At 69.1% G+C, this 12,533-nt stretch carries 9 protein-coding genes and 1 tRNA gene; all 10 read right to left on the reverse strand.

The features are described 5' to 3' along the window. Positions 1-18: 18 nt before the first annotated feature. Positions 19-594, reverse strand: a complete 576-nt coding sequence (locus tag H284_RS0105825; RefSeq protein WP_020075489.1) for an isochorismatase family protein — start codon at positions 592-594, stop codon at positions 19-21. A 40-nt stretch (positions 595-634) separates the two neighbouring features. Beyond that, positions 635-2,242, reverse strand: a complete 1,608-nt coding sequence (locus H284_RS0105830) for a D-alanyl-D-alanine carboxypeptidase/D-alanyl-D-alanine-endopeptidase (RefSeq protein WP_020075490.1) — start codon at positions 2,240-2,242, stop codon at positions 635-637. Between the two features lie 153 nt (positions 2,243-2,395). Next, positions 2,396-2,608, reverse strand: a complete 213-nt coding sequence (locus tag H284_RS0105835; protein WP_020075491.1) for a hypervirulence associated TUDOR domain-containing protein — start codon at positions 2,606-2,608, stop codon at positions 2,396-2,398. A gap of 38 nt (positions 2,609-2,646) precedes the next feature. Next, the gene (locus H284_RS0105840; RefSeq protein WP_020075492.1) at positions 2,647-5,199 is read right to left on the reverse strand and encodes a PKD domain-containing protein; all 2,553 of its coding nucleotides are present in this window, start codon (positions 5,197-5,199) and stop codon (positions 2,647-2,649) included. A gap of 108 nt (positions 5,200-5,307) precedes the next feature. Further along, a tRNA-Thr gene (locus H284_RS0105845) sits at positions 5,308-5,383 on the reverse strand. Between the two features lie 80 nt (positions 5,384-5,463). Next, positions 5,464-6,153, reverse strand: coding sequence for a TetR family transcriptional regulator (locus H284_RS0105850; RefSeq protein ID WP_231371085.1), 690 nt, complete (start codon positions 6,151-6,153; stop codon positions 5,464-5,466). A gap of 63 nt (positions 6,154-6,216) precedes the next feature. Next, positions 6,217-7,791 carry an alpha/beta hydrolase gene (locus H284_RS0105855; RefSeq protein WP_020075494.1) on the reverse strand — a complete coding sequence of 525 codons (1,575 nt, stop codon included), beginning with the start codon at positions 7,789-7,791 and terminating at the stop codon, positions 6,217-6,219. Then, on the reverse strand, positions 7,788-8,978 hold the full coding sequence (locus H284_RS0105860; RefSeq protein WP_018189949.1) for a DNA polymerase III subunit delta': 1,191 nt from the start codon (positions 8,976-8,978) through the stop codon (positions 7,788-7,790). Before H284_RS0105860 ends, H284_RS0105855 begins: the two co-directional genes overlap by 4 nt. A 57-nt stretch (positions 8,979-9,035) precedes the next feature. After that, complete coding sequence (gene tmk / locus H284_RS0105865; protein WP_020075495.1) at positions 9,036-9,656, reverse strand: dTMP kinase; 621 nt, start codon at positions 9,654-9,656, stop codon at positions 9,036-9,038. Continuing rightward, positions 9,653-12,430: a type I DNA topoisomerase gene (topA, locus tag H284_RS0105870; protein WP_020075496.1), complete on the reverse strand. Its 2,778-nt coding sequence runs from the start codon at positions 12,428-12,430 to the stop codon at positions 9,653-9,655. Before topA ends, tmk begins: the two co-directional genes overlap by 4 nt. Positions 12,431-12,533: the final 103 nt, after the last annotated feature.

The following is a 12,533-nucleotide window of genomic DNA, read 5'->3' on the forward strand; positions in this document are numbered from 1 at the left end:
CGCGGAGGCCCGCGGGCGTCAGTCCACCAGTTCCGCCCCTGCGTGCGCCAGCTCCGCGAGCGCCGCCTGCGAGGACGTCTCCGCCACTCCGGCGACCAGCGAGGTCAGCACGCGCACGCGCTGGCCGTGGGCGAGCGCATCCAGTGCCGACGCCCGAACGCAGTAGTCGGTCGCGATCCCTGTCACATCGATGGTGTGGATGCCGCGCTCCTCGAGGATCTCGTGCACCGTGGCGCCCTCCTCCGTACGGCCCTCGAAGAGGGAGTACGCCGGCACGCCCTGGCCCTTGCGGACGTGGAACGTCACGCGCGAGGTGTCGAACGCCGGGTGATACTCGGCACCGGGAGTACCCGCGACGCAGTGCCGCGGCCAGCTCTCCACGAAATCAGGCTCGTCGTCCGTCGCAAAATGGCCGCCGTTGTCATTGTCGGGGTCGTGCCAGTCGCGGCTGGCGACGATCACCTCGTACTCGTCGGCGTGTTCCTGGAGGAAGGCGGTGACGCCCGCCGCGACCGCGGCCCCTCCGTCGACGCCGAGCGCGCCTCCCTCGGTGAAGTCGTTCTGCACGTCCACGATGAAGAGCGCCTTGCCCATTCCCGTCCTCCCGGTGATGGTCGTCGCTGCGCCGGCCGGCTCAGCCGTTGGAGAGGTTGTCACCGCACTTGTAGAAGCCGGTGACGAGCGTGTCGATCGCCTGTTTCGCGTTGTCGCTCACCGGCCCGAGCGCGAATACAGCGAAGGTCAGGGGTGTGCCGTCGGCCGCGTTGATGATGCCGGAGAGCGTGTACCCGTTGTCGATCCAGCCGGTCTTGGCGAACACCGCGCCGCGCGCGACGGAGTTGGCTCCGGTGAACCGGTTGTAGCCGGGGCCGAGCGTTCCCGACTGGCCGGCCACGGGCAGTCCGTCGTAGACGACGCCGAGGCCGTTCTGGCGGTTGAGCACCTTGATGAACAGCTGCGTCAGGTACGACGGCGGAACGGCGTTGTCGCCGCTGAGGCCGGAGCCGTCGGCGATGTGGATCCCGGAGGTGTCGATCCCGTAGCCCTTCAGCCCGGCGAGCACGCCCGCGTTCAGAGCGTCGAAGGTGTTGCCCGCGCCGTTCTTGATGGCGACGAGGCGGGCGAGTTCCTCCATGATCGTGTTGTCGGAGACCCGCATCGCCTGATCGATCAGTGTCGTGACCGGCTGCGACTGGACGACGCCCAACTGGCGAGCACCGGCCGGCGCGACGCCCTGGCTCACGCCGACATTGGTGCCGAGGTACTGCTGGAAGTACTGCACGGCGCGACCCACCGGATCGGTGCTGCGCGGCGACTCGACGGCGGTCGGGTCGTCGCGGTCGCCGTCGACCATGAGCGCCGTCATGTACGGGGTCGAACCCTCGACGACGCGCTCCTCGCGCTCGTCCCAGCTCGGCTGCCAGAAGGGAGCTCCGAAGAGGGTCGCGTCCACCACGATCGAGGTGATCTGCTGGCCGCCCATGGCCTGCTTCACCTGGTTGGCGAGGTCCTGGATCTTCGGCGCTCCGGTGTAGAAGGACGCCTGACCGTCGGGCAGCCGCGACAGGGTCACATCCCCGCCGCCGACGATGACGACCTGGCCGGGCGTGCTGCCGGCAACCACGGTCGTCGAGACGCGGTAGTCGGGACCGAGGGTCGCGAGGGCTGCGGCCGACGTGAGCGTCTTGAGCACGGAGGCGGTCGGGCCGGGCTTCACGCCGTTGCGATCGAACAGGGTTTGACCCGTCTTGGCGTTGACGACCTGCGCCTCGAGGTTGCCGAGGCGGCCGTCGGCCGCGAGACCGGCGACCGAACACGTGCGGATGCGCGTCGCGGCGGCCTGGTTCGCCGGAACGGGACGCGCCGGGTCGACGGTCGGCGTGGGGGTCGGGGTGGCGGTCGCGGTCCGCGTCGGCGAGGGGGTCGCGCTGCTGACGGGTCCCGCCGCGACCGCCGGCGAGCCGACGGTGGCCCCGAGCGCGACACTGCCGCCTCCGAGCAGCAGGAAGACGACGGCGGCCGCTGCGGCCATCCACGTCTTCGGGTGCTTCCGGATCGTCGCGAGCACCCCGGCCGCAACACCCGACAGGCCGGCGGCTTTCGCGGGCCGCGCGGCAGCGCGACGGCCGGAACCTGTGGTCGCGGGCGGCTCCGAGCCGGCTGCGGAGTCGGCGAGCGGAGTGGGAGTGGTCGGGAGGTTCGACGGGTCGGGTCCGGTGACCGGCTGATCCGATTCGTGCATCCGGGTATGTTACCTGGGCTTTCTGAATGCTGCTACGCTCCCTCGGCCGGCGAACACGACGATTCCCTCAGACCGAAAAGGGAACGATCCGCGCGCCTGCGGACAGTAGAGGGTATGAGCACGGATGGTTTCGAGGCTGATGGGAGCCGTCCGTCACTTCTTCTTGTGGAGCGCGTCCGGCTTGTGCACGGCCTCCTTGCCGGTCTTGTCGCTCTTCACGAGGTACTGCGGGTCGTCCTTCGACGCCCGTACGGTCCGTCCGGCCGCTTCGGTGTCGTCGGTGAGCTTCTTCTCGACCTCGCCCGGCACATCCACGCCGTGCGAGGACCACTCGACATGGTCGCCATGCTTCAGTTCGTCCGCCATGACCGCAGCAAACCACCGACAACGACCATGCGCGAGGGTCAGGGCACCGCGGTGACGAGGAAGTTGTCGAAACGCGCCGTGATCGGCGTGGCCGTGGCGGAGGCGGAGAGGTACGCGCGGAGTCCGACACCCCCGGCCGACTGCAGACCTGCCGTCGAGTCGGTCGCCGTGACCTGCCACGCGGCCGGCTCGGCCTGCGTCGACGGCCAGACCTTCGCCCGCAACGTCGTGGGTGAGGAGCCGACAGCCTGGACCCGCAGCGAGAGCTGCTGCCCCGCACTGTAGGTCAGCCCGCTGACAGGCACTGCCTGCAGCGTCGTCCCGTTGGCGAGCAACTGCACCTGCACGGCTCCGCTGGCGCTGAGCCAGGCACGACCCTCGTACACGGCCGAACCGAGCTGCCGTCCGATCGCCGAGACGAAGATCCCGCCGCCGGTCGGGGCGAAGTCCGTCGTGAAGGTGACTGTCGTGTCCGTCCGGCTCGACGACACGCTGCCGAGCGTCTCCGTCCGAGTCGAGCCGGCCGGGACGTTCATCCGCGCGGTGCCGGACGAGACTGTGTAGAAGGATGCCGTGCCCGAGGCGGTCCACGCGCCGCCGACTTCCGCAGATCCCCATCCACTGGTCAGCGTCCGCTCGAAGCCGTCCTTCGCGACCGTGCTTCCGCTGGTCGCTGCGACGGTCACCTGGCGCGTGGTCGACGCGGTGGCGCCGACGTTGTCCGCCACGGTCAACGTGATCGTGTAGGTGCCGGCGTTTGCATAGGTGTGTCCGGCGGTCGCCCCGGTGGCCGTGCCGCCGTCTCCGAAGTTCCAGTTCCACGAGGCGATCGCGCCGTCGGGGTCGCTCGATGCGTTGCCGTCGACCGCGACCGCGAGGCCGTTCGTGCCGGCGGTGAAGCTCGCCGTCGGCGGCTGGTTCGCGCCGCCGCCGAGGATCACGACGCGGTTGCCGGTCCGGGCGATCCGATTCCCGTCAGGGTCCGTGACCGTCAGCGTGTACGTGTGCGCGCTGCCGCCGGCGAGTCCGGTGTCGGTGAAGGACATCCCGGGCCGGTTCCAGAAGGTGGAGGTGCGGGTGACCTGGGAGATGGGATGCGCCGTGTCGCCGTCCCGTGCCAGTGCGTACGTGAGGGAGACGTTGTCCTGGTCGTACGTCGCCGTCCAGCTGATCTTCGCCTGCCCGGCCGTCGGCGAGGTGGCGTTCGGTGTCAGCGCCGTGTTGTTGTTCGGGCCGGTGGTGCTGCGCACGACCGAGTCGGCCGCGAAGCGGGTGAGGCCGTATTGGGCTGTCCCGTTGACGGCCGGGAACTCACCGCCGACGACGAGGTAGCGGCTGTCCCCCGCAACGCTCCATGCCGCCTGACCCTGACCGGTGTACGACCCCGTCACGTAGTCGGGGAACCAGTTGAGGAGAGTCGGCGACGGCTGGCCGCGGAAGTTCGCGTACGACGAGTTGCCGTCGTTGGTCAGCGTCCCGGTGCGAGCTTTCGAGAACGCGATCGTGTGGTGGAACGTACGCGGATTGGTCTCGGGGAAGCCGCCGACATTGCGGCAGTCATGCGGGTGGCCGGCCGCATACAGCGCATTGTTGAGCGGAACGATCGAGTAGGTGTCACCGTGGCAGTCCTCCAGCCAGATCAGGGCGCCCGTCACGCCGTCCGCCGCGAAACTCCCTTCGAGGTTGCCCCCACTGCCGAACACGTAACCGGAGCCGTAGACCCGGTCGCTGGTCGCCTGGAGGGAGGTGATGCTGGCGTTCGCTCCGGCATCCCGGACCACGCTGTTCGCGGGGAAGGGAAGGGCCGAGCCGTTCGAACCGCTCAGCATCGCGAGCCCGTAATGCGCGGATCCGTTGACGTTCTTGAAGCGGCCACCGGCGTAGACGCGGTTCCCGTCCGGGCTCACCGCGAGCGCGTCGACCACGTTGTCGGCCGATGCCGACCACGAGGTGACGAGCGACCCGTTGGATGCGTCGATCTTGGCGATGTATCCGCGCGAGACGCCGTTCACGCTGGAGAACGTGCCGCCCGCGTAGACGGCCGTGTTCGTCACCGCGAGTGCACGGACCTGGCTCTCCATGACGGGCCGGAAGGAGCTGATGGGTTGGCCGGTGGCCGTGCTGATCGCCACGATGCGGTAGTAGGTGGCTCCGGCTGCCGACGTGAAGTCGCCGCCGATATACACGCGGGAACCGTCGGGGGATGCCGCGATCGCGAGCGCCTGCCCGTTCAGCGGCACGTTGATGCTCGTGATGAGGGCGCCCGTCGTGATGTTGTAGGCGAGGAAGTTGCTCCGCGGGGTGGTGTTCGATCCGGCGGGCGAACCGGCCGGGCGCGCCGTACCGAACTTGCCCGCGACGTACACCGTGTCGCCGACGACGGTCTGCGCCCAGGCGACGCCGTCGATCTGGACGGTGGGAAGCGCGGTCGCCCCCACAGTGGGCGGAGACGCGGGGTCATTCGGATCGGGTGGCATGGTGTCCGCCGACGCCGGGCCCGCGACACCTCCCCCGATCAGCAGCAGCGCGCTCAGCACCGCGGTGAACAGCCCGAGCGCGCGCGCCCGGCGGGACTTCGATGTTGCATCCATGACAGCCTCGGGCAGACTTGATTGATCCTCAGTTTGTGCCCTCAGGCTACTCCGAGGGGCGCGCATGTGCACGAGGAATCTGTCCGGATGTTCAGGAGAAGGAACTGATGGAGCCGCCCAAGGGAATCGAACCCTTGACCTTCTCATTACGAGTGAGATGCTCTGCCGACTGAGCTAGGGCGGCGTGGGCCGGACTACCGTCCGACGCACAGGAAGATAGCTTACCCGATCATGCGGGGTGCTGCCGACCATGCCGGGACGGCGTCAGCGGACCTGCGTTCCGAGCGCTGAGAGCTGCTCGAACGAGCTGCGCAGGCGGTCGGAGAGCGGCTCGACGCCGCCGTGGTCGGCCCAGCAGGACCACGCGTGCCGCATGCCCGCAAAGGCCACGTAGGTCACCAATCGGGCGCGCTGGTGCAGGGCTTCCTCGTCGGCAGCGAGAGCCGGGTCGTCGTGTGCGAGGCGGCGCTGGACGACGCCGCTCAGCGCATCCTCGAACTTGTGCATGCTGGCCATGCGCAGCGCGAAGAGCTCCGGGTTGTCCTTGAGGAGGGCCCGACGGAGGGTGTGCAGGCGGTGGACGCTCTCGGGCGCCTGGGGCGCTTCGGCTTCCCCGTCCACGGTCTCGCCCAGGTCGATCGCGGCGACCAGCAGGGTGCTGATTCCGTCGAGGATCGGCTGGCTGGGCCCCGCGGAGATGAACTCCTCGATGGTCTCCTCGTCCGGAAGCTCCGGGAGTTCGCCGATGATGGCGGACTCCTTCGAGGGGAAGTAGTTGAAGAAGGTCCGCGGCGAGACGTTCGCGACGTGACTGATCTCGTCGATCGTGACGCGGTCGAATCCGCGCTCACTGGCGAGCTCGACGGCGGCGAGCTGGATCGCGCGACGGGTTGCAATGCGCTTCCGTTCGCGGAGTCCGAGCTCGTTCAGCGTGGAATCGGGGGCCACTGACACGACGTCGATTATTTCACTCCCTGCAAAATTGCACCACTCACCCGAACGGCGGACGCCGACGGATCAGCAGGTCTTCCCGTCGGTCGGAACGGTACCGTTGACGAGGTAGTCGTCCACCGTGTCGTTCACGCAGGAGTTGGACTTGTTGTACGCGGTGTGCCCCTCGCCCTTATAGGTGAGCAGGTGCCCGTTCTGCAGCTCGGAGGCGAGGTTCTTCGCCCAGACGTACGGCGTCGCCGGGTCGTTGGTGGTGCCGACGACGAGGATGGGCGCCGAGCCGTCCGCGGAGATCGGACCGCGCTGCCCGGTCGACTGGTACGGCCAGTTGGCGCAGCCGATGTCGCCGTAGGCCATGTACGGCCCGATCACGGGGGCCGCCTTGGCCAGTTCCGCCGCCTGCTGGCGCATCAGCGCGGGATCGGCGTCGTAGGTGTAGTCCAGGCAGTTGATGGCGACGAACGCCTCGGTGGAGTTATCCGAGTACGTGCCGTCGGCGTCGCGGTTGTTGTAGGTGTCCGCCAGCGAGAAGGCGACGGATGCGCTCCCCTTCATGACCGACTCGAACAGCTTGTCGAGGTACGACCACGCTGTCGCGTCGTACAGCGGCGTGATGATCGCCGTCACGAGAGTGTTGGCGCCGAGCTCCCGGCCGTCGGAGTTGCGGATCGGGCTCTTCTCGACCGACGCGAGCAGCTGCCCGACCGTGCTCATCGCGTCGTTCACCGTGCCTGTGAACGGGCAGTCCTTCCGGGTCAGGCAGTCGGTCAGGTAGGCGCGCAGCGCGCTCTCGAATCCCTTGGCCTGCACCTCGGTCACGTCGAAGTTCGTCGCGGCGGGATCGAGCGCGCCGTCCAGCACGAGCCGCCCGGTCTTTCCCGGGTACAGCCCCGCGTACACGGCGCCCAGGTAGGTGCCGTACGAGTAGCCGAGGTAGTTGAGCTTCTTGTCCCCGAGCGTCGCCCGGAGCAGATCGAGGTCGTGCGCGGCGCTGACCGTGTCGACCTTCGGCAGCGGAGCGCCGGTGTTCTTCTTGCACGCCTCGCCGAAGTCCTTGGCGATGGTGGTGTTCTCGGCGATCCACTGGTCGGAGCCGCGCTCACCGGGGGTGATGCCGTACAGGTACTGGTCCATCTGCTCGGCGTCGTAGCACTTCACCGCAGTGGACCGGCCGACACCGCGCGGGTCGAAGCCGACGATGTCGAAGTGCTGCTGGAGGGTGTCGTCGGCGACGAAGTCGACCGAGTCCTTGACGAAGTCGAAGCCGGATGCGCCGGGGCCGCCGGGATTGGTGAGCAGCGATCCCTGCTTGGTCCCCTTCGCGGGCTGACGGATGAGCGCGAGCTCGACGTCGCCCTTGCCGGGGTGGTCCCAGTCGAGAGGGGCTTTGACGGTCGTGCACTGCTTGCCGCCGCTGCAGTTCGTCCAGTGCAGCACCTGGCTGTAGTACGGCTGCAGCTCGGCGGAGACGTCGTCAGGAGCGGGAGTGGACGTCGTCACTGTCTTCGCGGGCAGGAACCAGGTGACGCAGCCGCTGAGGGTCAGGGCGACGACGGCGGCGAGCGCGACGGCCGCGGTGCGGGCGGTGCGCCGTCTCGCGGCCTGGTCGCGTACCGGGGCACGGCCGGGTCGGGTGATCACAGGTCGGTCCCCTTTCGAGCGGTCGTGCCGCGCAGGATGGTGGTCAGCATGGCCTCGAGGGCGAGGGCCGGGGCGACGTTGCCGTCGATGCGCTCACGCGCGGTCGCGACGGCGTCCATCGCGGCGAGCGTAGCGGCCGGAGTCGTGTGGGTGCTGAGAGCATCCAGCTCGGCGCGCAGCTCGCGGTTCACCAGTTCGCTGTCGCTGCCGAGCTGGATCATCATCACGTCGCGGTACAGCGAGAGCAGGTCGACGAGGATGCGGTCGATGCCGTCGCGGAGGCTGCGGGTCGCTCGGCGCTTCTGGTCCTCTTCGAGCTGGCGCAGCTGGCCGCGGAGCGCCGGTGGGATCGTGCCGCCCGGCTCGATCCCGAGCGAGCGGAGGGCGTGCTCGCGCTCCTCCGCATCACGCTCCTCCGTGATCGCCTTCGCGTCGGCGCCGGCGATCTCCAGCAGGGTCGCCGCCGCGAGGACGGCGTCGGAGACCGAGCGGATTCCGAGGGCCAGCTCGAGCGTCTGCTCGCGCCGGCGGCGGGCCTCCTCGTGGGTGGCGAGGCGATGCGCCATGCCGATGTGGCTCTGTGCGTGGCGAGCAGCGCGCTCGGCGGTCTCCGCATCCACCCCGTCGCGCCGCTGGATGAGGCGGGCGACATCGTCGACGCTGGGCACCCGCAGCCGCACGGTGCGGACGCGGGAGCGGATGGTCGGGAGAAGGTCGGCGTCGCTCGGCGCGCAGAGGATCCAGACGGTCCGCTCCGGCGGCTCCTCGAGTGCCTTCAGCAGGACGTTGGAGGTGCGTTCGGTCATCCGGTCGGCGTCTTCGATCACCATCACGCGGTACCGGCCGACCGACGGCGCGAACTGCGAGCTGGCGACGAGGGCGCGGACCTCGTCGATGGAGATGATGACGCGCTCGGTGCTCAGGACGGCGAGGTCGGGGTGGGTGCGGGCGTCGACCTGACGCCGCGTGGCGAGGTCGCCTTCGGGCGTGCCGGGGCTGAGCAGCGCTGTCGCGAAGGCGTATGCGAGGTTCGATCGGCCGGAGCCGGGCGGGCCGGTGATGAGCCAGGAGTGCGTCATCCCGCGGCCGGGAGCACCGGCTCCGTTGCCTGCGGCGGAGCCGATCGCGGCAGCGCGGACGACCTCGATCGCCTCGTCCTGCCCCGTGAGCTCGTCCCACACCGTCATGGTGTCCAGGCTAGCTGGCACGACGGACACGCTTGCTCGGTCTCCGCACGACGGTCCTCAGACGCGCAGCGCGAGGCGGTCGCGGATCTCCGCGGCGATCTCCTCGACGGGCCGGCTCGCATCCACGACCAGGAAGCGCTCGGGCTCCTGCTCGGCCAGCGCGAGGTAGCCGGCGCGGACGCGGGCGTGGAAGTCCGAGCGTTCCGCCTCCAGGCGGTCGTACCGGGTGCGCGCGGAGTCGAGCCGGGTGCGCGCGGTGTCCTCGTCGAGGTCGAGCAGGATGGTGAGGTCCGGCAGCAACCCCTCGGCCGCCCACAGGGACAGGTCGCGGATCTGCTGCGCGTCAAGGACCCGCCCCGCGCCCTGGTAGGCGACGGAGGAGTCGATGTACCGGTCCTGAACGACGATGTCGCCGCGGGACAGGGCCGGACGGACCACCGTGGCGATGTGGTGAGCACGGTCGGCTGCGTAGAGGAGTGCCTCGGCACGCGGCGCGATGTCTCCGCGGTGGTGGAGGACGATCTCGCGGATCTCGACGCCGGCGTCCGTGCCGCCCGGCTCGCGGGTGCGCACGACGGTGCGGCCGCGCCCGGTGAGCCACTCCTCCAAGAGCGCCGCCTGCGTGGACTTTCCGACCCCGTCGCCGCCCTCGAGCGTGATGAAGAGGCCCTCGCTCACTCGGCGGACTTCTTCGCCGCAGCGGTCGTGGACTTCTTGGCCGCCGGCTTCTTGGCGGCGGGCTTCTTGGCCGTCGTCTTGGCGGTCGTCGTCTTGGCCGCAGCGGTCTTCCGCGCCGGCTTCTTGGCCGGTCCCTTCGCTCGCTTGTCGGCGAGCAGCTGGACCGCGCGGTCGAAGTCGACCTCGTCCACGGTCTCGCCGCGCGGGATCGTGGCGTTGGTCTCACCGTCGGTGACGTACGGGCCGAAGCGGCCGTCCTTCACGCGGATCGGCTTGCCGCTGACCGGATCGGCGTCGAACTCCTTGAGAGCGCTCGACGCCCGGCGGTTGCCGTACTTCGGCTGGGCGAACAGCTCCAGCGCGCCCGGCAGGTCGATGTCGAAGATGTCATCCTCGCTCGGGAGCGACCGGGTGTCGGCGCCCTTCTTGAGGTACGGGCCGTAGCGACCGTTCTGCGCCTGGATCTCTTCGCCGCTCTCCGGGTCGGCTCCCACGACCCGCGGGAGGTCGAGCAGTTTGAGCGCGGTGTCGAGGTCGAGGGTCGCCAGATCCATCGATTTGAAGAGGGATGCCGTGCGCGGCTTGGCGGCGGCGGTCTTCTTGGTCTTCGCCGGCTCCTTCACCTCACCGGTCTTGGAATCGGCTGCCGCTTCGTCCTCGGGGTCGGCCTCGGTGACGTACGGTCCGAAGCGGCCGTCCTTGGCGAGGACGAGCTTGCCGTTGTCGGGGTTCGTCCCGAGCACGCGGTCGGTCTGGACCGGCGCCTCGATCAGCTCGTGCGCCTTGGCAGGCGTGAGCTCGTCGGGAGCGAGCTCCGGCGGGATGTTGACGCGGCGCGGCTGGGCGTCGGGACCGGCATCGGGCTCGGACACCTCGAGGTAGGGGCCGTACTTGCCGATGCGGAGCGTCACTCCGTCGTCGATGGCGATGGAGTTGATGCTGCGGGCGTCGATGTCGCCGAGGTTGTCGATGACCCGTCGGAGACCCTTGTGCTTGTCGCTGCCGAAGTAGAAGCTGTTCAGCCAGTCGATGCGCTCGGCCTCGCCATCGGCGATGCGGTCGAGGTCATCCTCCATCTCGGCGGTGAAGTCGTACTGCACCAGGTCGCCGAAGTAGTCCTCGAGCAGCCGGACGACCGAGAAGGCGACCCAGCTGGGGACGAGGGACTGGCCGCGCTGGGTCACGTATCCGCGGTCGATGATGGTGGAGATGATGCTCGCGAAGGTGGAGGGGCGCCCGATCCCGAGCTCTTCGAGCGTCTTGACGAGGCTCGCCTCCGTGTAGCGCGGCGGCGGGGTGGTCTCGTGGCCGTCGGCGGCGATGTCGCGGACGGTCAGGGCCTGCTTCTCGGTGAGCGGCGGAAGCTTGGCCTCGGCCGAGTCGCTGCTGTTGCGCTCCTCGTCCCGGCTCTCCTCGTAGGCGTTCAGAAAGCCTCGGAACGTGATCACGGTGCCGCTGGCCGTGAACTCGGCCACGGTGCCGTCGAGCGGACCTTCCGAGACACGCGCCTCGACGGTGACGGATGCCGTCTGGCCTTTCGCGTCGGCCATCTGGGAGGCGACTGTCCGCTTCCAGATCAGCTCGTACAGGCGCAGCTCGGGTCCGCGCAGCGAGCGCTCCAGCTCGGCAGGGGTGCGGAAGGTCTCGCCCGACGGACGGATCGCCTCGTGCGCCTCCTGCGCGTTCTTGCTCTTGGATGCGTAGGTGCGCGGCTTGTCGGGGACCGTCTCCGGGCCGTACAGCTTCGCCGCCTGCGTCCGCGCAGCGTTCGTCGCCTGCTGCGACAGCGACGCGGAGTCGGTGCGCATATAGGTGATGTACCCGTTCTCGTAGAGGGTCTGCGCGACACTCATCGTCTGGCGCGCGGAGAAGCGGAGCTTGCGCGCCGCCTCCTGCTGGAGGGTCGAGGTGGTGAACGGGGCGGCGGGGCGCCGCGAGTATGGCTTGGAGTCGACCTTGGAGACGGCGACGGTCGTGCTCGGCTGACGGATCGCCGCCGCGAGCGTGGTCGCGGAGGCCTCGTCGAGCGTCCGGGCTTTCGTGGTGAGGCGGCCGTGGTCGTCGAAATCGCGGCCGGTGGCGACGCGGTCGCCGTCGATCCGGGCGAGGCGTGCCTCGAAGGCGTTCGCGTCTTCCGGAGCCAGCTGTGCGGTCAGTCCCCAGTACGAGGCCGGGACGAACGCCAGGCGCTCGCGCTCGCGGTCGACGACGAGCCGGGTGGCCGCGGACTGGACGCGACCGGCCGAGAGGCCCGGTCCGACCTTGCGCCAGAGGACGGGAGACACCTCATAGCCGTAGAGCCGGTCGAGGATGCGGCGGGTCTCCTGAGCGTCGACCAGAGCCGTGTCGATCTCCCGGGTGTTGTCGCGAGCCTTCTCGATGGCCTCGCGGGTGATCTCGTGGAAGACCATCCGCTTGACGGGCACCTTGGGCTTCAGCACCTCGACGAGGTGCCAGGCGATTGCCTCTCCTTCGCGGTCCTCATCCGTTGCGAGGAGGAGTTCGTCGGCGTTCTTGAGAGCACGCTTAAGGTCGGCGACCGTCTTCTTCTTCTGGTCGGACACCACGTAGTAGGGCTCGAACTCGTTCTCGACGTCGACGGAGAACTTGCCCAGCGACCCCTTCTTGAGCTCGGGCGGCAGGTTCTTCGGCTCGATGAGGTCGCGGATGTGCCCGACCGAGGCCATGACCTCGTAGCCGTCGCCGAGATACTGGGCGATCGACTTCACCTTGTTCGGAGACTCGACGATGACGAGCTTCTTCGTGTCAGGCACCTGACTCCTCTTATATATGCACACACTGTGTCGCCACAGCTCACGGTTGTCGTCACGACTGGACCGGCGTGGCGCGCTCCCCCTGAAGGCGCCGATCCATTGT

Origin of the sequence: Cryocola sp. 340MFSha3.1 (assembly GCF_000383315.1) — a bacterium.
GTDB lineage: Bacteria > Actinomycetota > Actinomycetes > Actinomycetales > Microbacteriaceae > Leifsonia.

What these genes read in the sequence shown, in the direction of transcription:
- H284_RS0105860 (WP_018189949.1), bottom strand. Translation starts at nt 8,978, where the DNA reads ATGACGGTGTGGGACGAGCTCACGGGGCAGGACGAGGCGATCGAGGTC.
- H284_RS0105840 (WP_020075492.1), bottom strand. Translation starts at nt 5,199, where the DNA reads ATGGATGCAACATCGAAGTCCCGCCGGGCGCGCGCGCTCGGGCTGTTC.
- H284_RS0105835 (WP_020075491.1), bottom strand. Translation starts at nt 2,608, where the DNA reads ATGGCGGACGAACTGAAGCATGGCGACCATGTCGAGTGGTCCTCGCAC.
- H284_RS0105825 (WP_020075489.1), bottom strand. Translation starts at nt 594, where the DNA reads ATGGGCAAGGCGCTCTTCATCGTGGACGTGCAGAACGACTTCACCGAG.
- H284_RS0105830 (WP_020075490.1), bottom strand. Translation starts at nt 2,242, where the DNA reads ATGCACGAATCGGATCAGCCGGTCACCGGACCCGACCCGTCGAACCTC.